The following is a 23,833-nucleotide window of genomic DNA, read 5'->3' on the forward strand; positions in this document are numbered from 1 at the left end:
TCTTGCTGCATGTTAATATGCATGGTTATGCCGGTAGGATATTATGGATTAATCTGAGTCGAAACAACACAAGAGCGGAGGGTATTAATGAAGGTAACGCCAGGCTCTTCATAGGAGGTAGGGGATTAGGGCTTAAGATAATCTTTGACCTAAATCTAGGCCTTAATAATATTGATCCATACGGTGCTGAGAACCCGTTAATAATAACTACAGGCCCACTGGGTGGAACGAGGATACCACTGACCACTAGAGCCGCTGCTATATTTAAGTCACCACTTACGAATAGGTGGAGTTACTCGACAGTTGGTGGAACCCTGGGCGCCTACATGAAGTATGCAGGTGTTGATGTAGTAGTGATTACTGGAATAAGCCCGAGACCTGTTCATTTAGTGATTAGTGATGGTCGAGTTGAGTTTAGGGATGCCAGGGAGTTATGGGGTTTGGATACTGTCGAGACTGAGCACGTGATCAAGAGGGAATTTAGGGACTCCGCAGTCCTAACGATTGGACCTGCTGGTGAGAATAAGGTGCCATATGCATGTATTGGTCATGAGGATTGGAGACAGTTTGGACGTACTGGGGCTGGGGCTGTTATGGGTAGTAAGAATGTGAAGGCCATAACCTTCGTGCCGGTTGGTAAGACCGTGGATGTGGCTGACGATAAGGCTTACCAGGACTTAGTTAGGAACTTAGGTAGGCAAGCCGTGACTAACCCAGGCATGGTACCGTATAGGCAGGGTGGTACCGTGAGGTTAGTAGATACTGGTAATGGCATGGGGTTCTTCCCATCAATTTATTGGACTAGGGTAGTCATGCCTAATTGGGAGAATATCTCGTGGGAGAAGACCTTGAAGCCTAAGTACTTCATTAAAAATGGCGCATGCCTATACTGCCCAGTGGCTTGTCATAAGGTGGTTAGATCAAGCGATGGGGAGTATGACCTTGAGTATGAGACTATGATGGCTCTTGGAGGATTAACGGGAATTCATGATCCGCAGAGACTTATTGATCTCGCTGAATTAGCTGATAGGCTTGGTTTCGATACGATAAGCCTCGGGAACACAATAGCCTTTCTAATATACCTCGGTGATAAGGGTATTATTAAGGATGCACCAAAGTGGGGTGATTATGAAGGCATTAAGCAATTAATAATTAACACAGCCTATAGGCGTGGACTTGGTGAGCTAGCTGCACTGGGTACTAAGGCCATTGCCGAGAAACTGAGTGTGCCAGACCTGGCAATTCATGTTAAGGGTCTTGAGCCTGCTGCTTACGATCCAAGAACTCTTAAGGGCATGATACTTAACAATGCTATTTCCGAGAGAGGCGCTGATCACTTATGGGCGAGTGCTTACGCCGTTGATATTGCTGGTCAGGCAGGTGGTAGGTTTGCCACGGGTGAGGATAAGGTTAGGGCTATAATGGATATTGAGGAGAGGAATGCCTTGTATGACTCAATGCTTCTCTGTAAGTTCGGTAGGGCTATATATACATGGGATGTCATTAGGGACGTCATGAATGCAGTGACTGGCTTTAATTATACTATTGATGAGCTAAGGGAGACCGCTCAGAGGATTATTGTGCTTCATAGGTACATGAATGGAACCACAATAGAACAGGATAAAATACCGCCAAGGTGGTTAAGGGAACCCGTGGAGTATGACGGTAAGAAATACGTGGTTACTGAGGAGGAGTGGTCATTCATGGTTAGGAAATACTACGAGCTCAGAGGCTATGACGAATTGGGAAAACCCAGGCAGGATACGTTGGTCAGGCTTAAGATATTGTCTCAGAGTTAAGTCCTCACAGCTCTTATTAGTAAGAATATTCCTAAATACGTTTGATATGATTCTATATTGCCAACTAACTCCTTGATTAACTCCCTTAACCACGAAATACTTCCGATACCTCTAACCGTAATCCTCATTGTGGCGTAATCCCGAACCTCCCTTGGTGCCACAATCGACACCAACAATGGCAGTGCAAACACAAGGTAAAATAATAGGACAGCGTATGTTAGTGGATTATCAGGTCTCCAAAACTCGAGAACTATAAATGATCCATCCTTTCTGAGGATCCGGCGTACCTCAATTAGAGCGAGCGGCTTATTATTAAACTGCCTTAACGCAAATGACGTATAAACAGTGCATATCGACCCACGCTTAAGCGGCAGGTACTCACTAACACCAACGACCCTATCAACCAATTCAGAGTGTAGGTTTCCCATTGACCTGAGGCCACTAATTGCTGGGTCGAGCAATATTATTGGCCTATGCCTGAAGCCGTTACTTATTATGAACCTGGTCATTGAGCCATCCCCAGCACCAAGGTCAAGTAGATAACCATTGCAATTACGTACTGAGGTCATTACCTCCTGAAAGGCCCAATACCTAAGTCTCCTCAGTTGGAAGAGCGTGATAGCCGTATTTACTAATTCATAGTTTGAATATGCAAAGACCTTATTCATTACATCCTTAAAGAATTGGGACAAGCTCACATAATCACCTTAGTAACTTCAACGAGCCAGTGACCTTATTAATTAAATCCTCAGGCCCAGGTCCAATCGCTAATACCGTGACTGTACCTGGCGGTAACTCCGTGAGACCGGCATCCTCAACTAGAAATGTAGGTAAACCCAACTTCTCAGCCTTCTCCTTAAGCTTGAGTAACTCATCTAATGAATTAACTATCAAAACAACCTTCTTCTGACCGGAGGACTCCCAGGCCCTAAACCACTCAAGCCATTCCCTCTTACCATTCTCAAGGACTCTGAGTACAGCCCCAACGGCTCCATGAGCCACTTGAGCCGCAGTTTTACCGCAGGATATCCCAAGGTCAGCTCTAACCACAATAACCTGCTTATACATGGGTAATCACCTCAGCGAACTCCAATCACTGAGTATTTTCCTGGCCGCGTTATAACCAGGCACGCCGGTTACTTGTCCGCCAGGCCACGTACCTGCACCACCCAGGTAAAGGCCCTTTATTGGCGTTGAGTAGCCCCAACCAGGTATGGGCCTATTACTGAACATGTACTCCTCAGTCATTGGTAAGTGATTAAGGTTACCGCCAGCCAATCTAAACATGGACTCGTAATCACTCGGCGTTATTAATTCAAAGGCCTTTACAACTGACCAGTCAATATCCACGTACTCACTAAGCTCATCCCTGGTCGGTAAGCCCGTGACTATTAGGTAATTGTCATGAACCACAGTCTCTCCAAAGGGTAGTTGGAGAATTGAGTCCCTGTAATTATTCAACTCATTCCTTAACTTAATCGGCCCATTATTAACAATGACAAGCCTAGATGCACCTCCCAACTGCACATTCATTAACCTATCAACTATGGACTTATCGAAGTATTCCTTACCAACCAGGTTAATCAATGTATTTATTGGGCTGGCGGTGGATAATACGGCCCTCGCCTCAATCCTCCTTCCATCATCAGTCAACACGCCCCTAACCCTACCACTATCAACAATTACCTTCTTAACGCCCAGGCCAAGCACGACCTTAGCGCCAGCCCTCAGAACAGCATTGTATAGTTCATGCGCGAAGACTTGAATGCCAACCTCGCCGTTCTTGGCAGGAAACCACCAATCAGTGTCGGGGTTGTAATAACCAATCATGAAAGCCGGCTGATCCAGGTACGGCTCGAATATGAACATATCCCAAAACTCCCTGGGCAAATATTGACTAAGGAATTCCCAACCCTTTGACCTAATGAACTCGCTCAACACAGGGTCATTTAGTAGTTCCTCCTTACTTGGTGGATTCAATCTGTATAGATATTTACGTAATGCCCTATGAAAGTCCATAATCTTGTTCCACATGGCCCTTAGGTTATCGCCGAGACCCCACCTATTAAATTCGCGAATCCTATCCTCAAGGCTTCTCCACCATCTGACCAACTCACTGCCCTTAACATATACCGCAATTGGCTCAGGCTTATACTGCTCAATACCTATTCCCAACTCACTCATTAGGTCATTGGGTATTAGACCAAGTACGTACGCGCCAATGGGCACCTCAATACCACTAATCACGTGATAGCCAGCCATACCTCCTGGCCATGTTACATGGTCTATCACCAGTACGTCTAATCCTGCCTTAGCCAATACTATACTAGCAATTAATCCATTATGCCCTGCGCCAATTACTATAACATCAACCACAATTTGTAGTAATTAGGATTTTTAATTAACTTAACTAAGGAATTCCTCATAATGCCTCACATACATTCTTAATGACTCGGGTACCTTTATTGCAAGTGCTGCGGCGCCTATTATGCCAATGTCATCGCCGAATTTCGTGAAATCAATACGCGCTGGCTTAACTGCCACGTACTCCCTTAGATACTTTTCAATTCCTATTCTAAATAAATCCACATTATTAAGAGCCATAGAACCGCCTAGTACTATTAATTCCGGGTCATATGCATTCATTACATTAGCCAAACCAACTGCATGGACTCTCATTAAGTAATTATCGATGAAATCCCTAGCAAGTTCATCACCATCATAGTATGCTTGGAATATCTCCTCAGTACTTACATGCTCACCTCTAACGAGTTTTTCATAAATTCTTGACTTGTAGGACTTATTCTTAATGAATTCATTAATAACCCTCGGTATATTAGCGCCCGAGCCAAGGCCTTCCCAATGGCCATATCCACCACAACCGCATTGAATCCTTGAGTTTATGTCAATAACTATATGCCCGACTTCGTGGGCATTACCATCTTTACCAACGAGTAGATGCCCATCAACTATTACGCCAGCACCAATTCCAGTGCTAAAGGTTATGTAAACCAGGTTATTAATGCCCTTCCCAATACCGAATAGGTATTCACCCCAAACAGCGGCCATAGCATCATTACCTAGAATCACCGTTACCTTAAACTCCCTAATTATTGGTTCCACAAGCTTAAACCTCTTGATGGGCGCATTGGGTGCCCAGGGAACAATGCCCTTACTTAGATCTAAAGGTCCAATTGAGCCAATGCCTATACCATCAATATGAATACCATTAGTTAGCTCCTTTATTGACTTTATAATTACGTTTGCTACAGTATTCTCATCGCCACTCACAGGTTGTCTAATCTTTACCTTATTAATGACGCTACCATCCTCGCGTATTAAACCAATTCTTATGTACGTTGCGCCAACATCAACTCCCACATAAACCATATAAGTTCTTCGATAAAAATCTCCGTTTTTAAGTTATTATATGGATCATAATTGATGGGTTTATAAAGGGTGATTAATTAATTCCTTAAATATTTATGGTTAAATTAGTCATAAGGCCCATAGCAGATGTCGTAAGTGAAGACGAGATTAGGAGAAAAATGGAGGAGCACATAAACGAAATGTTGAGGAGTGCCCAGGCCATTGGTGATGACTTATTTCTCATAGACAGAGCCACAGGCAGGGCTACACCCTCCTTCTTCAGTAATGATTGCTTTGTTAAGTCATTAATAAAGTTGAGGTTTGGAACCATAACCAATATGGAAGGTATAAGGAATTTGGCGAGAGGTAAAGCAATTCATGATCTTTATCAGGAGTGGTTTAAGATTGCTAATCCCAGGGTTCATGTGGAAGTTGAAAGTGGTATAGAGACCGTGGATACATCAGGTAGGGCTGACATTGTGTATATGAGGGAGTTTGATGGTGAGGAGATTTGGGGATTAATTGAGTTAAAGAGTTCGTGGAATCTAAATGAGGATAGAGAAAAAAGGTATCTTAAGCAAATAGTTTCCTATGCATTAATGCTTGAGGAGGCGGGCATAACCATTAGGGAGGCGTACCTGGTGACCATGAAGGATGTCAAGTCACTACCTATAAATAAAATAAGGAAGGAGAACCAAAATGTCTTGGTGGAACTCAAGACAATGGAAACATACCAGGGTTGGCCTATGGAACCTCCAGATCCATTATTATGTACTAAGTGCGAGCTAAGACCCATATGTATTACATATGCCATCTATAGGGGTAATAAAGTCATTATAGGTTCAGGTAATATTAATAATAATGTTGACCGATAATATTTATTAATAATCATTAAGTGAGTAAAACCAATGTCACTAATAACAAAGATATTGGTGGGCTTTGATGGATCGAAGGCTGGAGAAAAGGCACTGGACTACGCAATAAATATCGCGAAGACCTTCAATGCTAAGCTTTACATACTTCATGTTATTGAGGAGGGAAAAATCGCCGTAGCACCTGATTCTTCGATGTACCCTGCTTTAATAGAAACAATGGAGAGACAGGGCAGAGATTTACTAAGTAAGGCTGTTGATCGCGCTAAAAGTCTCGGTGTTAATGCAGAGGGACTACTTGAGGTAGGTACTGATGCTGCTGACACTATAATAAGCATTGCTAATAATCTAAATGTGGATCTTATTATTGTTGGTTCGAGAGGATTAAAGGGATTGACTAGGTTCCTACTCGGCTCTGTATCTGAAAAAGTAGTTAGGTACGCCAATAAACCTGTTCTTGTTATTCATTGAAATAAGGTTAGGCTTAAATGCGTAATTAACACAGTGATATTGTAATTATGGCAATAATAATTAATGCAGTCAATGTAAGCAATATAGGCAGTGGAGTAAGTAGGGTGGGTGGTTTAGTCCCAACTTGGGTTTGGGATACTATTGTAGTTATTGTGGTTGCTGTAGCCATATACTTCGTACTTGATTACGTATTTGATAAGTTGGTTAGAGCTGTTGTGAAACTCTCGAGAAAGGGTGATGTTGAGAACGCGAGATTTATTTTTAGAATAATGCTGATAGTGACTATACTATCGGCCATAGCCTACGTCTATAAGCAATACCTAATAGTTGGTTCATTACTCATTGTTGTCGCGGTAATCCTAATACTAGGCACTAGGCCAATCATTGAGGAGTACTTCACGGGTAAGCTCAGTAGGCTTATTAAGGATTATTCATTAGATGTTGGGGATCACGTCGAGGTCATGGGAATTAAGGGTTATATAATTAAGCAGACATCAATGGGCTTTATAGTTAGGAGTTCACGTAACGAGTTAATATACGTACCATACACACTCGTACTAAAGAACGTAATTAGAAAGGTACCACCTGCTGAGGGTATTGAGGTTAGGATACCATTTAAGGCCCCTAAGGATGGATTGCTCATTGATGATCTACGCAAGGAACTCACCGATTACATGGAGGAACTGGGTATTGAAGATCCTCATGTTGATGTTGCTGCAATTGAGGATAAGTACGTGGAGTTAATGGCTAGGGGCACCTATAAGGACTTGAGGACTATAGATGATGTTAGGTATTCCATACTTAATAAAGCATTTGAATTATCAATGGAATTGAGAAAGAGATATAGCGTCAGAAGTAATGAATAACCTCTGGTCCTACTTACTCGATAGGTCATTTATTAATCTATTAACGTCCTCCAAAGAACCAACAATTACTAACTCATTATCCCCCTCAATAACATAGTCATTACTTGGCTTAATTAAGCCATTAAGCGTTATTATATATGGTATTGCAACACCGTAATTATTAACTATGTAACTAATGGATTTGCCTATTAATTGTGAATCGCCACTAACCCTAACTATTGTGAATGTAAGGTTTGTCGAAGTATCTGTAAATAGGGCTCTAGTTAGGCCTTTCATGATCAATGATTCCACGTTCTTCGTTATTAAATCCTCAACACTTAATGTCATGCTTATATTTAACTCCTTAAATAAATCCTCATTATCCTTATTATTAACCCTGGCAATTATTAATGGAACGCCCTTTCCCTTGGCAATACTACATGCTTTATAATTTAATTCATCATTATCTGACAAAGCCAGGAAAAGCTCAGCCTTATCAATACCAACCTCATTTAGGACATCCTCACTACTTGGATCACCTCTATATACTAACGCTGATGATTTAAGCGCCTTAAATGCCCTTGAGCAAGCATCATCGTTTGAATCAACGATCATCACTTCGTACTTATCCATGAGTGTTTTAGCCACGTTAATACTAACGTTGTTGGCTCCAATAATTATTGCAATCCTCAATATTAATCACCGACCACGTAACCTAAGCGAGAGCCATTTAAATTCATTATTACTTATCACAAACCGTGGTCTTAAGGGAGTGGGTGGAGCTTGTTAAGGATGGGTTGAAATACTCATACGCACCATACAGCGGGGTTAAGGTAAGTGCATTGGCCATAACACCAGATGGTAAGGTATATAGAGGGGTAAACGTTGAGAACGCATCTCTTGGACTCACGGTATGCGCAGAGAGGGTTGCCATATTCAATGCAGTGTCAAATGGCGAGAGGAAAATTAAGACGATAGTACTGACCTCAAACCTAGATAAGCCAATATATCCCTGCGGAGCTTGTCTCCAAGTAATGAGTGAGTTCGGTGTTGAGGAGGTGATTATTGTTCATGGAGATAAGGTGATAAGGCATAACCTCAGTGAGTTGTTCCCAAATCCATTTAGTGATTGGAGAAGGCGTGATTGAGTAATTAATTAAATATTTATGGACCCTCAAAACCACAGACCGGGCATTTGTATGGGTTTCCTGTTCTTCTGCAGTGTTCACATCTCCATATCTCGGCTTTACCGCAGTTAGGACATAGGAAGTGCGATGCTCTCTCGTAGGGTTTAATAGGCTTACCACATGAACTACATACTGGCACGGTCGGTCCATGAAGCGCTGGTCTTGGCCTCTCAACTCTAGGTATCGCCATTAAGTATTTCGTGGAATTACCACTAATTTAAATATTTCTATAACGTCATTAATGCGTGAGTAATCCTTAATAAATCCGGGTACTTATGACAACGAGATGGACATTAATAAGGCAATAGACATTGCAATACTTACGCTGGTGATTGTATTGGCCGCAGTACTGACGTACTTTATGCTAGTGAAAATAATAGCACCACCATCAAGGTTACATAGTGGGGTTACAATAATAACGTCAACCTATGAAGGTATAAATGCATGGCCACCATATTTTCAATTAATTAACTCATCAGTAGTTTATAACACGTTTAAGAATTACAGCCTAGTTTATGGACCTAACACAGCACCAATTAAGGTATTAATACTATATAATCCAGTCATGCCTCCTGCAACGAATTTCACAGTTACTAATGCTAATTATATAATTAATACCTCAGAGGAGGGGCTTGTTCAGTATGAGATTGCGTTTAACGTATATTCATATATGAGCGCTATGTCAGCATCACCATTAACCACTGCCGAGACCAACGTAGCATCCGTAGCTTACTGCCTATACTTTAATTCAACTAATAGTGATAATGCATTGCTTTTCCTTAGTGAGGTTGGCTCAATAATAGGTTCAAATACGAGTAATGTGGCTAATTTTACAAGTACAGCGTCAATACAGGAGATACTTAATAAACTAGGTATTAATATCAATGCCACTGAGTGCGTAAATAAGTATGAAACATATGTTATGAATTACCAAAGACTCATTGGTTACGTCCTTGTTCTATACTATGTACCTCCGTTTTTAACGCCAACGCCTCTTACGTATGAGATTCCCATAAACTCACCAGTACTATTCATGCTTGGTTATAATTCAATGACTGGTGCTTATGATGATACTATTAACAACATTCAATTACCAATATTCGTGCAAAACCTAATGACCCAGAAATTCATTTATCAGAACCTAAATGGTTAGCTAATAATCCTACTTATTAAGCCCTTCAATGTGATTATTTCGAAATACTCAACATTAGCTGCTATGTAAAGTAAAACCACTGAAATTAAGTAATAAATGATCAATGCCGTAATATCACCTCTACTAATGTGCCTTCCTCTACGTAGCGCATTAATGATGTCTCTTGTAAAGGTTAGTGACCCCGTTGTGGAGAAGGCATATGCAAGGAGCTCTATAATGCCGTGTGGAAAGAACATCGTAATGAATAGAGATAGGACGAGCCCTATTATGGAATTAATTGCATATGCAACGTAAACACCCAGTATGAAACCGGTCATTGCCAATGCAAGTACAAAGAAAAACGGACCAATCACGGGTATCGCCATTAACGTGTCTATTTCAAGATTATGAAGAAAAATATAATTCGGTCCCAAATCTACTGTGCTTATTAATTCATTCCTTAATGACCCAATTATCGACTGACCTATAAACAAGGGACCCACGTAAAAACCCATTATAGATAGAAATACTAATATTAGTAATTCAATTACATAGATCAAGACAACCCTCCTAATGCTTATTGCCACAAAACATCACTTTACTAAAATGTAAGAAGAGGCCAAAAATAAGGGTTTGGGTCTGTTTAGTGCTTACTGTTAATTAGCGGTGCTTGAAAATACCGTCCTCATCCCTTCATTTTTGTCTCTCCCCCTTGGGTTTAACTCAGGCATACTCGTATGTGCTTGGATGGCACGTATGTGAATATTCATTGCACAAACTGTGTCACTATTTGTAATGAATCCGCATTTTGGGTGGTGGGGCTAGTTTCATTATTCGCCTTACTTAATTCAGCATTGGCATAGAGCACCAATAAGCGTAAACTCAATAATCATAATCAGCTTAGTGCTTCCTAGCCATGAATTATTAGTTAAATTACGTAAAGGAGGGAGGGTCTATTAAAATCTGCGTTCAAATCCCTCGTCATCGTTCAGTACATCCCTCCTGTCTTCATTACATGATAAATGCCATGTATAATACTTAAGCCTTACTTATCAAATTTAACGTCTGCCCAATGTCTCAAGAAGCCTACTAATCACTATTCTTCTAACAAACTCCTCACGTTCATCCTCATCAAGCTTGAGTCTGACGAATTTAGAACTCTCGACTATTCTGGGCAATAGTACATTATCTATTGCATTTACCATTCTCTGGTACTCCCTAACCCTAGCAAGTAATGTGTAGAATAGGCTCTCTAGGTTCATCATATCTGAAATAACCTTGAAATTACTGTAAATGCCGTATAAGGCACTATCAAGTTCAGGCGGTATTGCGAAGATTCCATAATTAGGACTTGATACACCCCTGAACTCAAGACCTCTGAATTTAAGACCCTCCATCACGATATCCATGAACTCCACATCGACTGATGGCTTTATGACCTCACTTAACTTGCCATAATCCTCAATGCTCATTTTCGATATAGCCGCCCTAAGCATTAATGACACCTTACTCAGCTCATCGTAAACACTTTTCCTAGAACTCTCGAGCTTAGGTATTATCGCCCTAATCCTCTGTATTGTTGCATTCCTCGCATCCTCCACAGTCTTCTTAATACCCCTGTACAGTCTCTCTTGATTTCTAAGTCTCAATAGGGTTAGCCTTGATGGTATTGGTCTCTCAAAGGCCACGTAATTAGGGAACGTTTTATATTTTTAAACATTATTACATAGGCGTTAAGGTTTAGTAGATGAGCAGGGTGAGCTGGAGCGAAGCGTGGAGGAGAGTTAGGAATGTCTTGGAAATGAGCGATTTAGTACTTGAGGTTATTGATTCTAGAGATCCCATAGAAACCAGGAATAAAAAACTCGAGAAATTACTGGACAGGTTGGGCAAACCATTAATAATTGTGATTAATAAGGCGGACTTAATTCCAATGGATATACTTAAGGAGTGGAAGAAATACCTAGAGAGGGAGTATCCCACAGTATTCATAAGTGCCAAGAATAGGTTAGGCACTAGGAAACTCATTGTCAGTATTAAGCAATATGCACCTAGACTCCCAGTCAGGGTCTCTGTGGTTGGTTATCCGAACGTGGGTAAATCAACAATAATTAATTACCTAAAGGGTAGGCACGTGGCTGAAACGAGCCCAGTACCTGGCTGGACCATCGGCGAACAAATTGTTAAGGCTAAGCAATGGTTAATTGTCATTGACACGCCAGGTGTCATACCACCGGAGGAGGTTAAGGACGAAGCTTTGCTAATTATTAAGGGTGCCATAGATCCATCGAAACTTGAGGATCCTGTCTTACCAGCGGTAAAGTTAATAATGAGAATTAAGTCGTTCAACCCCAAGGCATTTATGGATAGGTATGGTGTTGATTCTGAGGATCCAATGGAACTCCTGGAATTAGTTGGTAGAAGGAGGGGATTATTATTAAAGGGTGGTAAGGTAAACATTAGGGGCGCCGCTATTGCCTTAATTAAGGATTGGATACTTGGCAAACTTATTTATTATTATAAACCTGGGGTGATTAGTAATGCCTAAGAAGTTAATACCCATGGTACTTAAACCATCTGTTAGACCTCTTAAGTACTATGATGTTATTGGTGATTTAATGATCAATTTCTTAACAGGTAGAAAGGCGACAATTATTAGGCAAGTTGGTGATACGGCGACATTAATGACCAGAGCCAGGCATGAGGATGGGAGTAAATTACCAATTATTATTAATAGTAAGGATGAGTTAATTAGGTATGTTAAAATGGGTGGTATTGATTTCATGGCTTCAGTAAGTACCGCGTTGTCTAAGGGCATTGATACAGTAATAATTGATGTTAAAGGAGGCAGGAAGGTTTGGATGCTTGATAGAGGATTAGAGCTCATGGATTTAATAGTCAGTGCTATACGTGTTACCTTTGAGTACGTAGGCTTAACGAATAATGCCATTGTATTTGATGGCATGAATGGGTTTAAGGTAATTGCATCATTGTCTAGGGAAGTTGGGAATGAGGAAATGAAAGCTTTCATAAACCTAATAAACGAAGTCATAAATAGGAGCATGAAACCCCTTGATTTATTCCAGGCATATGGTAATGATATAATAATTGGCGGTAATACAATGCTCAAGGTTAAAATGTATAGAGTACCATTATCATTGCATTGGTCAACCAAGCTCTCCGCAATACCAATCGCTAGAGTCTACGATTTTCTAACATTGTATGCTGACCCATCAAACGTAATAAGGCGATTAGAAACTAATAGAAAATTGCTTGAACCGTTATTTATGAAGAACCCTGTCGATTCATTACTTGATAATGTGAGCAGGTGGATTAATAATGATTATTCAATAATTTACTATATCAAGGGTGTTATTAGAAATAGGATTAAAGGCGATGATACAGGTATGAGATTAGAAATTGATAGAGAAAACCTTAAAATAGAGTAATGCCTTATTAATCGATAAGCGATGAGGAAAGTCATAATTGCGTTCATTGCTATTGGTATAATAATACTCATAATGTCAAACATAAGGATTACATTACCAATAATAGTTAGCGCATCAATACCTAGTTTAAGTGAGGTTGTTAATGTAACACCAGGATTGAAATTAATCATTAGTGATACTAACGGCTCACTAGCACTAATACCCATTAAGGGTTATTCAGCATTCATAAACATGGTTGATTATTTATCCCCAATATTCGTTTTCGTGGGAATAATAATCTCAATAGCACTCCTAGTAATTAAGAAAAATCAGAAAATCGATATCTCAGATCCATTATTCTTCGGCATATTACTAATGCTCATAATATCATTAATATTTGCATTCCCAATACCAACACAGGTATATCTAAGTGAAGGATCATTAACAAAGACAATTCTTATCGGCATTAATGCGTACGTAGGCTTCTCATCAATAATGTACTTAATAAGCACAGTACTGCTAGTAATGAGTACCTGGCTTTACCGGGAACAAACCATCATGGAAAACCTGTACTCAGATATTGACCAGTTAATGAGCATGACCGTTATGCTTAAGAGTGAGGAAGAAACAGAGCAATCAGAGAGTAATGAAGAAGGTCAGTAATAAGGGCGTGATCTGCTTCTTCTGTCTAAGAAGGGTTAAGGAGTACTACATAGTTGACTATGAGGTTAAGGAGCTAGGCATAGTATTCAAGGTCTATGCATGCCCTGAGTGCTACGCCAAAATCACATCACGCAGGGAAAAGTAGAGCACCAGGAAAAGTTAATAATCATTCATTAATATCATAAACGTCTCCAGGAAACACTAAATGACCTTATACCGTCAATTATACCGTCAAACTCATTAATGAATGAATTAACCTGGTAAATACTGACCACTGGTACACCCTCGATTAACTCCGTGGATGCCCTATGCCATGTAATAACCACGGGTATTAACAATGCCTCACCCCAATTAACACCAATCCTACTCATCAAAACCTCAGGCTCCCTGGCAACCGACCCAACCTTCTCTAGGTGTCTACCCACTATTTGCCGTATCGATGATGAAACCCTCCTCCAATGCTTAGCCTCTATCAGTAATACCCAAGGCCTCCTATAGGCTATTACATCGAATTCAACCCTAGAACCAGCCACGGGAACCCTAAGCCTACTAACAACCCTAAACCCCCACTCCTCAAACAATAGCCTTATCAAAGCCTCAAATTCATCCCACGGTAAATACCTCGATATCGACTCAAGATCAACATAAACACCCCTATCCACAAAGTACCTAATCAACCTATGAGGCGGTATGACAGACTTATAGCCATCACCAATCCTAACCAAAATCCCCTCATTAATTAACGAATTTATAAAATCATCAATCATAAAATCGCCAAGACCAGACTCTCTCTTAAGTGATTCACGTGTGAAGACTCCATCCTTAGAGACCATTATCAACGCCTTAACAAGCCTCTCCCTTAAGCTCATTCTCAATAAATGTATTTTAACACCCACTTATAGCATTTTGCGGTGATGAAACTTCAGCGGCGGATGAATACCAATGAATGGTGGGTCAGGGACTGATTACTTATACGTCATGACTATAGTCTTCAGCTCAGTAACATCCTCCACACTAAATCCAACCCCCTCACGCCCGAATCCAGACTCCTTTACGCCACCGAAGGGGAATAGACCGAGTCCATGCCTTGGGAAGTCGTTTATTGTGACCTCACCCACTTCCAGAGACCTCGCTACTTTCCATAACGTGTTTAAGTCACGGCCGAATACTGCTGCGTCAAGGCCATAAACAACCTCGTTAGCTACCTCAATAGCCTCATCAATTGACATAACCCTTATAATGGGTATCACAGGTCCGAAAGTCTCCTCAAGCGCCAGCCTAGACTTCCTACTTACGTTATCAACTACGGTAGGCTCATGATAGGTGAGCCAGTACTTACCGCCATACATTAACTTACCGCCTTTCATCAATGCATCATCAACCATTGAATGAACTCTCTCAACAGCATTGGTATCTATTAATGGACCAACCTTAACCTTTGGATCACGTGGATCACCAACAACCCACCCATTCATCTCCTTAATTATGTAATTAATTAATTCATCAGCAATACTGCTCATGGCTATAACTCTACTAATGGCATCACAACGTTGCCCAGAGAGCCTTAATGAACCAATAACTATTTTCCTGGCCGCATCCTTCAGATCAGCATCCTCAAGAACTATGGCTGGAGCCTTACCACCGAGCTCAAGTTGCAGTTTCTTTAATCCAGCCATCCTCATAACCCTGAGTCCGGTCTCTGTACTACCAGTTAAGGTAATAGCTCTAACTAGTGGATGTGTAATCATTGCATCACCCACGGTAGCACCAGGGCCGGTAATCATTGCGAAGTAATTACCGAGTCCGGCATACTCAATAGCCTTAGCTATTAGCACGCCAGTTATTGGCGTATAACTTGATGGCTTAAAAATAACAGGATTACCTGCAAGTAAGGCTGTGGCTATCTTAACAATCGACGTGAATAATGGGTAATTAAATGGAGCAATAGCCGCCACTACACCGATAGGCTCCCTAACAACAATTGCATACTTATTCTCAGTACCCGCACTGTACTCACCGGGAATACCGACGTTTAATAACCTGCCAAGATCTTGGTGTATCATCCTTAACCTAGTTATTGCTGATTCAACTTCGCCCTCAGCCTCATCAATTGGCTTTCCACCTTCAATAACAAGAACATCCCTAAACAACTGCTTATATTCCTCTATGAAATCAGCTACCTTAATCAACATGTCAGCACGTTTATGCGCTGGTATTACCTTAAGTGACAACCATGAGTAATGAAGCCTCTCTATGGCTGAATTTACGTACTCAGCACCTAACTTATTAACTTGGGCAATTACCTCGCCATTTATTGGCGATTTAACAGGCATGTAATTACCAAAGTCAACCCATGAACCGGTAATGAAGACACGGAAAACACCGAACTTCGTCATAGTATCATGAAACTCTCTTGGTAATTCTGGAAGCATTACCGGGCCGAGTAGGTTTACGTTAATTACTTGCATTAACCATGTTTGGTAATTACCTCAAATAAATCTTGTGGGTTTAATCATCCTTACGGAATTTAACGATCAGAAATACTTATCTGTAAGTAAACATAGTATTATGTAATGATTGCACGTGAGTTAATGACAGGTAATGTAGTTGCAATTAATTCCCATGAGGAATTAATAACTGCGGTACAATTAATGATTGACCATGGATTTAGGCATGTACCTATCCTAGAAGGTGGTTCATTAAAGTCCATAATAACTGCATTAGGGGCTATTAATGGTATTATTAATAATGGTGTTAATGCCCTAAAGGAACCCGTAGCTAAGCATGGTAGTGATAAATTCATTATTGCATCTCCTGATGATGATGCAGTAATGGTGATTAAGAAAATGCTTAATAATAATGTTGATGCAGCATTAATACTCAGGGATAATGATTTAACCGGCATTATTACCGAGCGTGATGTGGTTTCTAAGATGCCCGAGCAATTATTTATCAAGTATAGAGTCCATGAAGTGGCAAATAAAAGCCCTATATGCATTAATGAGGAGGTTACATTAAGGACGGCGATGGAGACCATGATAAGCCATGGTATTCGGCACTTATTAATTACTGAACAGGATAAATTACTTGGAGTGATCTCCGTTAAGGACATACTTAAGCACGTGATTAAGTATTATAAACTCAGGGGCCAGGTTGATCTTAATATAACAATCTCCAAATTAATGAGCCACAATCCAGTAACGATCGATAGTGGCGCATCACTAATAGATGCTATTAAGCTTATGAGAAGAAATAACATTAGTTCATTACCAATTGTCGAGATGGGTAAATTAATGGGCCTTATTACGGAGCACGATATTGTTAAAAACATGATAAAATAAAATTAAGGAAACTAAACATTTAAGAAAGAGCCATCAGATCTTAATTGCATTCTTAATTACGTCCCTAACCTCCTCACTTAAGCCTGGGACCTTCTCTCTAACGTTTTTTCTTAAGTCCTCGTAATAATTATTGCCATATGAATCAATTATTACTGATAATGGCCCAAAATTCTCAACCTCAAGAACCCACATGGCCTCTGCAACACCTAAATCAAGCCAATGAACATCAATTACCCTCCTTATAGCCTGAGCCGCAAGAACTCCCGCACCTCCTGTGAATATCGCATATGCCGCCTTATACCTCTTCATAGCCTCTGTAGTCTTTGGACCCATGCCGCCCTTACCAATGACCAACTTAACACCTAATTTCTCAATGACCTCTGGTTCGAAATCATCCATCCTGGCACTCGTTGTTGGACCCATACTTACAATTCTCCAAGTATTGCCTTGCTTAAGCGCCACGGGACCTGCATGATAAATAACACCACCCTTAAGGTCTACAGGTAGTTTTTCACCCTTATGTAGTAATTCAACCATTCTCACATGCGCCGCATCCCTGGCACTAATTATGACCCCACTTACATATATTGTATCACCAACCCTTAATTTAGTAATGTCGTCATCCAGTATGGGCGTTTTAAGGTAGTAAGTCCCCATACGTATCAATTAAGTTCCCAAGTCGGGTGTAATTAAGTATTCCTCTAAGTATTTTCCATAAGCAAACATAGGTTTAAAGTTTTAATACAAGTAAAGCGATGTTCACCCATGCCGAGCCTTGAGGACGTAGTAAAGGAGGCAGCGAAGGCAATAGTGAGAATGGCTAGCGTATCCCCAGCTGAGGATGTGATTAATGCATTGAGGAACGCTGTTAAGATTGAGGTACACGAACCAAGTAAGGTTCAGTTAAACGCTATATTAACTAATATTGAATTGGCGCAGAAGTACACAGCCGCCGTGTGCCAGGATACTGGTGTTCCAACATTCTTCATAAAGTTGGGTGATGAGTTCCCAATCAGGAGTAAATTATTCTCTATCCTTACAGAAGCCGTGAGGGAGGTTACCAAGGAATTACCACTAAGGTCTAATTCTGTGGATCCATTAACGGAAAAGAATCCAGGAGATAATTCCGGGATTGGAATACCTGTCTTTGATGTCGAGTTATTTAATGGGAATTACCTGGAATTAATCTATACGCCAAAGGGTGGTGGTACCGAGTTACCCAGTAAGGCTTTCGTAGTGCCGCCAGGTAATGCCTGGGAAAGATTACCCGAGCTCGTACTTAACGCCGTAATAGATGCAGGACCGATGCCATGTCCACCAGTCATTGTTGGTATTGGTATAGGCCCTAACCTCGATGTTGCGGCTAAACTCGCCAAGAAGGCGGCGGTGCTAAGACCAGTTGGTTCTAGGAATAATAATCCTGATATTGCTAAGATTGAGGATGCATTACTAAATGCCATTAATAAGTTGGGCATTGGTGCTCATGGAACTGGCGGTAAAGTAACGGCACTCGATGTCCATATTGAGTACGCCTATAGACACCCAGCAACCTTCGCGATAGGCATAGTTTTCTCCTGCTGGGCAACCAGGAGGGCTAGAGCAATCGTTTATCCTGATGGTAAGTATGAAATTAAACCACTATAACAAGGAATCCAATTATAGCATGACGCTTCGTTAAATAATATTTCTTAACCCTATGGTTTTTCCTAATTAAATCCATGAAATTTACAAAGTGGAATAAACTTTAAGATTAAACTCATTAATAATCGCTTTGAGCTTTTATGAGTTATGGCTTATTTAGGCTTATTGAGTTATTTATCGCAGCATTGATTATATCATTTATAACATCCCAGGGAGGAATATCCGGCGCCTACTTATTACTGCCAATACAATCATATATCCTTAATACCGTAAACCCAGTAATAAGTAGTACAAACTTATTGTATAATCTAATCTCAATACCATTAAGCATTCATGCGTATATTCGTGAAAGAAGAATCGCAATGCCATTTGCGTTAATCCTAATCATGGGGGCGTCAGCAGGGACCGTGGTAGGGACATGGTTAAGAGAACATTACTTAACCGATGGTTATGCATTTTCCTGTTTCATGGGTTTCGTATTATTTTCATTAGCCGCGGAGCTTATCTTAAACTCCTTGTTTGTAAGGCAGATCCATACTTATGAATCAGTAATACGGTGTAGTCGTGATGGATCATCGCTGGTCATTATAACGAATAAGGGCAATGCCTATAGGGTCAACACTGCATTACTGGTGATTATTACGGTATTGGTAGGCATCGTAAGCGGTGCCTATGGTATAGGCGGTGCGTCAATACTATCACCAATATTAATAGGTCCCATGGGATTACCGACCTACATAATCTCGGGACCAACATTGGTGGTAACACTAGTCGTATCCCTTATCGGAATACTATCATATACATACCTTGGTTACCCGCCCGATATTATTAATGGGTTATCCATAGGTCTTGGAGGAATGATTGGTATTTACCTAGGTACAATTACCCAGAGAAGGCTTTCGGAGCGCTTTATCAAGCTCATAGTGGCTGCGGTCACGATAATCATGAGCCTCTGCTCCATGTTGTATGTGTCAAGAATTTGAAAACCGCCGCATACTACTTTAAATTAAGGCTGATTACGACGACATAATGCGTGCTGTAGTCTTTGATAGACCAGGCATGGAAAATGTGCGTATAATGGATATTGAGGCGCCAAGGCCTGGACTGAACGAGGTGCTAGTACGTGTTAAATATGCAGGTGTTAATCCAGTGGATTACTTCACGATCAATAGGGGCGGTAAACCAATGCCACACATACCAGGTGCGGAGTTTGCCGGCGTGATTGAGGAGGTTGGTTCCAACGTTAGGGGCGTCAGTGTTGGTGATGAGATCGTGATTTACAACAGGCTATTTGATGGCAGCTGCAGGTATTGCTTAATCGGGCATGAAGAATTATGCGTGAATGGTGGTTTAATAGGCGTTGTGACTAATGGCGGGTTTGCAGAGTACGTGGTTGTGCCTGCAACTAACGTGATAAGAATACCAAAGAGCGTCAGTCTCGAGGAGGCGGCGACACTACCCGTTGGCGCATTAACCGCCTGGCACATGGTCTTTGACAGGGCTGGCGTAAAGTCGGGAGAGTTGGTCGTTGTTTTTGGAGCTACGGGTAACGTGGGTAGTTATGCCGTTCAATTCACAAAACTAGCCGGCGCCACCGTAGTCGCGATAAGCCGTAAGGCAAGCAAGGTCAGGGACGCATTAATGGGGCTAGGCGCCGATTACGTAGTGACACCAGAGGAGGCTCAAGTACTGGTGAATGAGTTAAGCAATGGGCTTGGCGCTGACTTGGTAGTTGATGCCGTTGGTCAAGCAACCTGGAACCTAAGCTTCCAATTAGTTGCGCGCTATGGTAGGTGGGTAACCGCAGGCGCACTGACTGGTGGAGATGCCACGCTTAGCTTACCGTCACTTTACTCAAGGGAGATTGCCGTAATAGGCTCAACAGGCGGCACCAGGGCTGAGCTCATTAAGCTACTTGACTTACTCAGTAAACGTAGGATCAAGGCACCAATCTACTCAAAAATGAGCCTTGACAGGGTTAAGGAGGCATTTGATACCATGTTCAGGTCAGAGGATAGAGTGGGTAAGGTGTTACTCACGCCATAGTAGGCTTTAGGTAATGTTATTTTATAATAAAGTAAAAAATCTAACGAGAATAATAGTATTTCTTCTTTGTTAATGATCGCGTTAATCAATATAAATTTTATTGGCATACTCCATCTTAAATTATAAGTACTACACCTAGGCTTACTAAGTTCTTTAAGCGCCATGCTATAATTCTTTGATTATGGTTCTTAATCTTTTAACTAGTTCCAGGGCTGACCACCTATGTACTTCTAACTCCTCCCTACTCATGAAGTTGTGGTAGAAGTTAGCGTATAGTCTCTCGACCATGCTGAAGTTTGTTAGGATCGATTTACCATTAGTTTCCTTATAAGTAAACACTTAAAAACCGCGTTTGCAGCAAGCCACTGATGGTTGACGTTAAGAAATTGGCTGCCGAGGTGCTTGGTGTTGGTGAGTCACGGGTTAGGATTAGCCCTGAGGCTATTGATAGGCTTGGTGAAGTTACTACGAAGGCTGATATTAGGGCTTTGATTAAGGAGGGGTTGATATATGCTGAGTATGCCAGGGGCGTTAGTAGGGGTAGGTGGCGTGAGTTGCATGAGAAGAGGAGGAAGGGTAGGAGGAGAAATGTTGGTAGGAGGAGGGGTAGTAAGTACGCGAGGCTTGATCCTAAGGAGGCTTGGATTGGAAGAATTAGAGCTTTGAGGAGGTATTTGAATTCGCTTAAGAGGAGGGGATTAATTGATGTAAGGACTTGGAGAGAGCTTTACCTGCAGGTTAAGGGTGGTAGGTTTGATAGTGTGGCGTCGCTCAGGGCTTATTTAATTAGCAATAACATCATCAAGCAGCAGTAAAAATGCTCATACCTCTATCCTAGAAATACTTATTAAGTAATTATCTTTTGGCTTTACGAGCATGGCAAGGACCGGTCGTTATAAGGTTAAGTTTAGGCGTAGGAGGATTGGTAAGACTAATTACTACAGGCGTAGGGAGATGATTAAGAGTGGTTTGCCTAGGCTTGTTGTTAGGAGGACCAATAGGTACATAATTGCCCAGGTTATTGTGCCTAAGGTTATGGGTGATGAAGTTATTGTAAGCGCCACATCTAAGGAATTACTTAATTTTGGTTGGAAAGGTGGTACAAAGAACACAGCGAGTGCTTACCTTGTGGGCTTAATAATCGGTTATAAGGCGCTACTGAAGGGTGTTAAGAAGGCAATACTTGATATAGGACTTCATAGGCCCACCAATGGTGCTCGTATCTTTGCTGTACTTAAGGGGGCACTTGATGCTGGGCTTGAAATACCACATGGTGAGGATGTACTTCCTGATGATGATAGAATAGAGGGTAAACACATTGCTGAATATGCCGAGAAACTTAAGAACGAGAATGAGACATTATACAAAGTCCATTTCTCGCAATATCTTGCGAAGAGTTTAGAACCAACAGAACTGCCGAAGCATTTTGAGGAGATTAGGGATAAAATTAAGAACTATTATGTTAATTGGTTTAAGAAATTGAATATAGAATTACCACAAGAGACCGCTGAGGAATAATATAAGGATTAAGATAATGATCATAATTAATGATAACTACGAAAATATCATTCTCTAGGAAAATCTCTCCGTAAATTATTTATTCGCAGATTGTGCATGCAGTTAAGAATCTCGAGTAATCTTTAAATATAAATTTGTTATTGATTAATAATAACAAAGTGATTGATATGAATAAATCATCAAGAGGCCCTGGATTATCAGGGACTCATTATGTAATGTTTATGAGTTATTCCTTAACATTCTTGATATGGGGATTCGTGACTACAAGCGGTGTAATGACCCTTTACTATTTCTCCAACCACATACCCAGATTTCTGGTACCTCTATCGGCAGCGCTCGGCCCTATATTCCTAATGATTGGTAATGTTTTCATGGGCAGATTAGCGGATATCGTTGGTAGGAGAGGTATATATGTATATACTATGGCACTATATACCATTGGATTAATTGGTATGGGTTCATCAATACTTTTAATGAATATTATATCTGTATCAAAGGCATTCATACTATTCATAATATCATACATACTGGCAGAGATTGGCGTTGGTGGTGAAGAACCTCCTGCGCTGGCTGCTACCACTGAGTTAATACCGCCTAATTATAGGGGTGCCATGCTCGTCTTAATAACGAATTTCGACAATATTGGTGCAACGATAGCATCGGCAATTTTATTATTGGCCTTGATGAGGGGTACGCAATTATCAGCTACCTGGACCATGATCAGCGCGGCTATTGTTGTTTTAATTGTGGCGATAATAATTAGGTTATTAACCCCTGAATCTGTGAGGTGGTTAGTTACTAAGGGTAAGGTTCATGAAGCTGAACGAATAGCTAAGGAGTATGGATTATCCTATGCCCTTACGGAAAGTCCTGGTCAACTCATTAAGTTTCCATCATTATGGTTTAGGACCTTAGTGCTTTCGCTCCTTGGCGTGTCCCAATTGGTCACGTATGGATTAATGGCATATTACATAGTGTACTTGCCGTCATTACCCTTCTCAAGTGATGAAACCCTAGCAACTCAAGTATTACTATGGGCTAATCTAGGTGCATCCATGGCAGGTCTAATTGGGTTTATTGTTGATAGGTTAAGCAGGAAAACATTCACATTATTCTCATACTTAGGCGGATTACTAACTATGATCCCTATATTCATAATATATGGCCTAATGACCAATAGCCATCTAGGCTCGTCATTAACCATATTCTATACACTATTATTTCTGAACATGGTATTTAGTGAATTTGGATGGGCCGTTAGAACACTTCTTGAGCCCGAACTATACCCAACAAAGAACAGAGCAACTTGGGTTGGTATGGTTAGGCTCATTGCATGGACGATATACGTATTACTCATCTATTACCTACTTGCCTCAACCAACGCCTTCACATATTTACTATCTAACTTAATACTTTACGTCATAGGCTTCTCCGCTGCGCTGGCGTGGTTTATACACGGAACTGAAACTAGAGGATTACCAATAAATGTCCTTGATAAAGCCGCAGATAAGAGTAACTAAG

Annotated in this window: 29 protein-coding genes; 17 read left to right on the plus strand and 12 right to left on the minus strand. The window is 41.0% G+C overall.

Going from position 1 to position 23,833, the window contains the following annotated elements:
* Positions 1–17 precede the first annotated feature (17 nt).
* Complete coding sequence (locus VMUT_RS03055; protein ID WP_013603960.1) at positions 18–1,799, plus strand: aldehyde ferredoxin oxidoreductase family protein; 1,782 nt, start codon at positions 18–20, stop codon at positions 1,797–1,799.
* Here VMUT_RS03055 and VMUT_RS03060 read toward each other — a convergent pair.
* Genes VMUT_RS03060 through VMUT_RS03075 form a run of 4 tightly spaced genes read right to left on the minus strand, consistent with a single transcriptional unit; the run spans position 1,796 to position 5,189 of the window.
* Positions 1,796–2,497 (minus strand): class I SAM-dependent methyltransferase, encoded by a 702-nt coding sequence (locus VMUT_RS03060; RefSeq protein ID WP_237699701.1) that lies wholly within the window; start codon positions 2,495–2,497, stop codon positions 1,796–1,798. The two genes, VMUT_RS03055 and VMUT_RS03060, sit on opposite strands and share 4 nt — an antisense overlap.
* Positions 2,498–2,501: 4 nt before the next feature.
* Positions 2,502–2,867 carry a peptidyl-tRNA hydrolase Pth2 gene (pth2, locus tag VMUT_RS03065; protein ID WP_013603962.1) on the minus strand — a complete coding sequence of 122 codons (366 nt, stop codon included), beginning with the start codon at positions 2,865–2,867 and terminating at the stop codon, positions 2,502–2,504.
* A 6-nt stretch (positions 2,868–2,873) separates the two neighbouring features.
* A complete protein-coding gene (locus tag VMUT_RS03070; RefSeq protein WP_013603963.1) occupies positions 2,874–4,175 on the minus strand; it encodes a phytoene desaturase family protein in 1,302 nt (433 codons plus the stop codon).
* Positions 4,176–4,205: 30 nt separating this feature from the next.
* Complete coding sequence (locus VMUT_RS03075; protein WP_013603964.1) at positions 4,206–5,189, minus strand: ROK family protein; 984 nt, start codon at positions 5,187–5,189, stop codon at positions 4,206–4,208.
* A gap of 95 nt (positions 5,190–5,284) precedes the next feature.
* On the opposite strand from VMUT_RS03075, the gene VMUT_RS03080 reads away from it, so the two are divergent.
* From VMUT_RS03080 to VMUT_RS03090, 3 genes are read left to right on the plus strand one after another with little or no spacing between them, the layout of a single operon-like run.
* Entirely contained in the window at positions 5,285–6,043 is a 759-nt protein-coding gene (locus tag VMUT_RS03080) for a Dna2/Cas4 domain-containing protein (RefSeq protein ID WP_013603965.1), read from the plus strand.
* 33 nt (positions 6,044–6,076) lie between these two features.
* On the plus strand, positions 6,077–6,511 hold the full coding sequence (locus tag VMUT_RS03085) for a universal stress protein (RefSeq protein ID WP_013603966.1): 435 nt from the start codon (positions 6,077–6,079) through the stop codon (positions 6,509–6,511).
* 47 nt (positions 6,512–6,558) lie between these two features.
* Positions 6,559–7,377, plus strand: a complete 819-nt coding sequence (locus VMUT_RS03090) for a mechanosensitive ion channel domain-containing protein (protein ID WP_013603967.1) — start codon at positions 6,559–6,561, stop codon at positions 7,375–7,377.
* Positions 7,378–7,386: 9 nt separating this feature from the next.
* Here VMUT_RS03090 and VMUT_RS03095 read toward each other — a convergent pair whose 3' ends face one another.
* Positions 7,387–8,049, minus strand: a complete 663-nt coding sequence (locus VMUT_RS03095; protein WP_013603968.1) for a potassium channel family protein — start codon at positions 8,047–8,049, stop codon at positions 7,387–7,389.
* A gap of 65 nt (positions 8,050–8,114) precedes the next feature.
* Here VMUT_RS03095 and VMUT_RS03100 point away from each other — a divergent pair, with 65 nt between their 5' ends.
* A complete protein-coding gene (locus VMUT_RS03100) occupies positions 8,115–8,504 on the plus strand; it encodes a cytidine deaminase (RefSeq protein WP_013603969.1) in 390 nt (129 codons plus the stop codon).
* A gap of 16 nt (positions 8,505–8,520) precedes the next feature.
* Here VMUT_RS03100 and VMUT_RS12430 read toward each other — a convergent pair whose 3' ends face one another.
* Positions 8,521–8,733 carry a zinc finger domain-containing protein gene (locus tag VMUT_RS12430; RefSeq protein WP_013603970.1) on the minus strand — a complete coding sequence of 71 codons (213 nt, stop codon included), beginning with the start codon at positions 8,731–8,733 and terminating at the stop codon, positions 8,521–8,523.
* Positions 8,734–8,829: 96 nt separating this feature from the next.
* Here VMUT_RS12430 and VMUT_RS03105 point away from each other — a divergent pair, with 96 nt between their 5' ends.
* The gene (locus tag VMUT_RS03105; RefSeq protein WP_013603971.1) at positions 8,830–9,696 is read left to right on the plus strand and encodes a hypothetical protein; all 867 of its coding nucleotides are present in this window, start codon (positions 8,830–8,832) and stop codon (positions 9,694–9,696) included.
* Here VMUT_RS03105 and VMUT_RS03110 read toward each other — a convergent pair.
* Positions 9,693–10,262 carry a stage II sporulation protein M gene (locus VMUT_RS03110; protein WP_013603972.1) on the minus strand — a complete coding sequence of 190 codons (570 nt, stop codon included), beginning with the start codon at positions 10,260–10,262 and terminating at the stop codon, positions 9,693–9,695. The two genes, VMUT_RS03105 and VMUT_RS03110, sit on opposite strands and share 4 nt — an antisense overlap.
* Positions 10,263–10,733: 471 nt before the next feature.
* Positions 10,734–11,363: a V-type ATP synthase subunit D gene (locus VMUT_RS03115; protein ID WP_013603973.1), complete on the minus strand. Its 630-nt coding sequence runs from the start codon at positions 11,361–11,363 to the stop codon at positions 10,734–10,736.
* A gap of 59 nt (positions 11,364–11,422) precedes the next feature.
* Between VMUT_RS03115 and VMUT_RS03120 the strand changes: the two genes are divergently transcribed.
* Genes VMUT_RS03120 through VMUT_RS12925 form a run of 4 tightly spaced genes read left to right on the plus strand, consistent with a single transcriptional unit; the run spans position 11,423 to position 13,911 of the window.
* Positions 11,423–12,223, plus strand: coding sequence for a GTPase (locus tag VMUT_RS03120; protein WP_013603974.1), 801 nt, complete (start codon positions 11,423–11,425; stop codon positions 12,221–12,223).
* On the plus strand, positions 12,216–13,124 hold the full coding sequence (locus VMUT_RS03125; protein WP_013603975.1) for a hypothetical protein: 909 nt from the start codon (positions 12,216–12,218) through the stop codon (positions 13,122–13,124). Before VMUT_RS03120 ends, VMUT_RS03125 begins: the two co-directional genes overlap by 8 nt.
* A 21-nt stretch (positions 13,125–13,145) precedes the next feature.
* On the plus strand, positions 13,146–13,766 hold the full coding sequence (locus VMUT_RS03130) for a hypothetical protein (RefSeq protein ID WP_013603976.1): 621 nt from the start codon (positions 13,146–13,148) through the stop codon (positions 13,764–13,766).
* The gene (locus VMUT_RS12925) at positions 13,750–13,911 is read left to right on the plus strand and encodes a hypothetical protein (RefSeq protein WP_013603977.1); all 162 of its coding nucleotides are present in this window, start codon (positions 13,750–13,752) and stop codon (positions 13,909–13,911) included. The genes VMUT_RS03130 and VMUT_RS12925 overlap by 17 nt, the downstream gene beginning before the upstream one ends.
* A gap of 34 nt (positions 13,912–13,945) precedes the next feature.
* Here VMUT_RS12925 and VMUT_RS03135 read toward each other — a convergent pair whose 3' ends face one another.
* Both VMUT_RS03135 and VMUT_RS03140 read right to left on the minus strand, forming a co-directional pair.
* Positions 13,946–14,635 carry a PDDEXK family nuclease gene (locus VMUT_RS03135; RefSeq protein ID WP_048056836.1) on the minus strand — a complete coding sequence of 230 codons (690 nt, stop codon included), beginning with the start codon at positions 14,633–14,635 and terminating at the stop codon, positions 13,946–13,948.
* A 96-nt stretch (positions 14,636–14,731) separates the two neighbouring features.
* Positions 14,732–16,234: an aldehyde dehydrogenase family protein gene (locus VMUT_RS03140; protein WP_013603979.1), complete on the minus strand. Its 1,503-nt coding sequence runs from the start codon at positions 16,232–16,234 to the stop codon at positions 14,732–14,734.
* Between the two features lie 105 nt (positions 16,235–16,339).
* Here VMUT_RS03140 and VMUT_RS03145 point away from each other — a divergent pair, with 105 nt between their 5' ends.
* Complete coding sequence (locus tag VMUT_RS03145; protein WP_013603980.1) at positions 16,340–17,107, plus strand: CBS domain-containing protein; 768 nt, start codon at positions 16,340–16,342, stop codon at positions 17,105–17,107.
* Between the two features lie 33 nt (positions 17,108–17,140).
* Here the strand turns inward: VMUT_RS03145 and VMUT_RS03150 are convergent, their stop codons facing one another.
* A complete protein-coding gene (locus VMUT_RS03150) occupies positions 17,141–17,764 on the minus strand; it encodes a FumA C-terminus/TtdB family hydratase beta subunit (RefSeq protein WP_013603981.1) in 624 nt (207 codons plus the stop codon).
* Positions 17,765–17,872: 108 nt separating this feature from the next.
* Between VMUT_RS03150 and VMUT_RS03155 the strand changes: the two genes are divergently transcribed.
* The 3 genes from VMUT_RS03155 to VMUT_RS03165 all read left to right on the plus strand — a co-directional run bounded on the left by VMUT_RS03155 (position 17,873) and on the right by VMUT_RS03165 (position 20,794).
* Positions 17,873–18,751 carry a fumarate hydratase gene (locus VMUT_RS03155; protein ID WP_013603982.1) on the plus strand — a complete coding sequence of 293 codons (879 nt, stop codon included), beginning with the start codon at positions 17,873–17,875 and terminating at the stop codon, positions 18,749–18,751.
* A 137-nt stretch (positions 18,752–18,888) separates the two neighbouring features.
* Complete coding sequence (locus VMUT_RS03160) at positions 18,889–19,731, plus strand: sulfite exporter TauE/SafE family protein (protein WP_013603983.1); 843 nt, start codon at positions 18,889–18,891, stop codon at positions 19,729–19,731.
* A gap of 46 nt (positions 19,732–19,777) precedes the next feature.
* Positions 19,778–20,794, plus strand: a complete 1,017-nt coding sequence (locus VMUT_RS03165) for an alcohol dehydrogenase catalytic domain-containing protein (RefSeq protein WP_013603984.1) — start codon at positions 19,778–19,780, stop codon at positions 20,792–20,794.
* A 165-nt stretch (positions 20,795–20,959) separates the two neighbouring features.
* On the opposite strand, the gene VMUT_RS12600 is transcribed toward VMUT_RS03165, so the two are convergent.
* Positions 20,960–21,133 (minus strand): hypothetical protein, encoded by a 174-nt coding sequence (locus VMUT_RS12600; protein ID WP_193387203.1) that lies wholly within the window; start codon positions 21,131–21,133, stop codon positions 20,960–20,962.
* A gap of 29 nt (positions 21,134–21,162) precedes the next feature.
* Here VMUT_RS12600 and VMUT_RS03175 point away from each other — a divergent pair, with 29 nt between their 5' ends.
* From VMUT_RS03175 to VMUT_RS03185, 3 genes are all read left to right on the plus strand, one after another.
* The gene (locus VMUT_RS03175) at positions 21,163–21,609 is read left to right on the plus strand and encodes a 50S ribosomal protein L19e (RefSeq protein WP_013603985.1); all 447 of its coding nucleotides are present in this window, start codon (positions 21,163–21,165) and stop codon (positions 21,607–21,609) included.
* 61 nt (positions 21,610–21,670) lie between these two features.
* Entirely contained in the window at positions 21,671–22,312 is a 642-nt protein-coding gene (locus VMUT_RS03180) for a 50S ribosomal protein L18 (protein WP_013603986.1), read from the plus strand.
* Positions 22,313–22,479: 167 nt separating this feature from the next.
* On the plus strand, positions 22,480–23,832 hold the full coding sequence (locus VMUT_RS03185) for an MFS transporter (protein ID WP_048057151.1): 1,353 nt from the start codon (positions 22,480–22,482) through the stop codon (positions 23,830–23,832).
* Position 23,833 lies beyond the last annotated feature (1 nt).

The organism is Vulcanisaeta moutnovskia 768-28, assembly GCF_000190315.1.
GTDB classification, from domain to species: Archaea; Thermoproteota; Thermoprotei; order Thermoproteales; family Thermocladiaceae; genus Vulcanisaeta; species Vulcanisaeta moutnovskia.

Coding starts and splice junctions, on each gene's coding strand:
- VMUT_RS03130 (WP_013603976.1), top strand. CDS start 13,146: ATGAGGAAAGTCATAATTGCGTTCATTGCTATTGGTATAATAATACTC.
- VMUT_RS03125 (WP_013603975.1), top strand. CDS start 12,216: ATGCCTAAGAAGTTAATACCCATGGTACTTAAACCATCTGTTAGACCT.
- VMUT_RS12430 (WP_013603970.1), bottom strand. CDS start 8,733: ATGGCGATACCTAGAGTTGAGAGGCCAAGACCAGCGCTTCATGGACCG.
- VMUT_RS03080 (WP_013603965.1), top strand. CDS start 5,285: ATGGTTAAATTAGTCATAAGGCCCATAGCAGATGTCGTAAGTGAAGAC.
- VMUT_RS03085 (WP_013603966.1), top strand. CDS start 6,077: ATGTCACTAATAACAAAGATATTGGTGGGCTTTGATGGATCGAAGGCT.
- VMUT_RS03140 (WP_013603979.1), bottom strand. CDS start 16,234: ATGCAAGTAATTAACGTAAACCTACTCGGCCCGGTAATGCTTCCAGAA.
- VMUT_RS03185 (WP_048057151.1), top strand. CDS start 22,480: ATGAATAAATCATCAAGAGGCCCTGGATTATCAGGGACTCATTATGTA.
- VMUT_RS03180 (WP_013603986.1), top strand. CDS start 21,671: ATGGCAAGGACCGGTCGTTATAAGGTTAAGTTTAGGCGTAGGAGGATT.
- VMUT_RS03150 (WP_013603981.1), bottom strand. CDS start 17,764: ATGGGGACTTACTACCTTAAAACGCCCATACTGGATGACGACATTACT.
- VMUT_RS03105 (WP_013603971.1), top strand. CDS start 8,830: ATGGACATTAATAAGGCAATAGACATTGCAATACTTACGCTGGTGATT.
- VMUT_RS03175 (WP_013603985.1), top strand. CDS start 21,163: ATGGTTGACGTTAAGAAATTGGCTGCCGAGGTGCTTGGTGTTGGTGAG.
- VMUT_RS03135 (WP_048056836.1), bottom strand. CDS start 14,635: ATGAGCTTAAGGGAGAGGCTTGTTAAGGCGTTGATAATGGTCTCTAAG.
- VMUT_RS03155 (WP_013603982.1), top strand. CDS start 17,873: ATGCCGAGCCTTGAGGACGTAGTAAAGGAGGCAGCGAAGGCAATAGTG.
- VMUT_RS03145 (WP_013603980.1), top strand. CDS start 16,340: ATGATTGCACGTGAGTTAATGACAGGTAATGTAGTTGCAATTAATTCC.
- VMUT_RS03160 (WP_013603983.1), top strand. CDS start 18,889: ATGAGTTATGGCTTATTTAGGCTTATTGAGTTATTTATCGCAGCATTG.
- VMUT_RS03120 (WP_013603974.1), top strand. CDS start 11,423: ATGAGCAGGGTGAGCTGGAGCGAAGCGTGGAGGAGAGTTAGGAATGTC.
- VMUT_RS12925 (WP_013603977.1), top strand. CDS start 13,750: ATGAAGAAGGTCAGTAATAAGGGCGTGATCTGCTTCTTCTGTCTAAGA.
- VMUT_RS03075 (WP_013603964.1), bottom strand. CDS start 5,189: ATGGTTTATGTGGGAGTTGATGTTGGCGCAACGTACATAAGAATTGGT.
- VMUT_RS03055 (WP_013603960.1), top strand. CDS start 18: ATGCATGGTTATGCCGGTAGGATATTATGGATTAATCTGAGTCGAAAC.
- VMUT_RS03090 (WP_013603967.1), top strand. CDS start 6,559: ATGGCAATAATAATTAATGCAGTCAATGTAAGCAATATAGGCAGTGGA.
- VMUT_RS03165 (WP_013603984.1), top strand. CDS start 19,778: ATGCGTGCTGTAGTCTTTGATAGACCAGGCATGGAAAATGTGCGTATA.
- pth2 (WP_013603962.1), bottom strand. CDS start 2,867: ATGTATAAGCAGGTTATTGTGGTTAGAGCTGACCTTGGGATATCCTGC.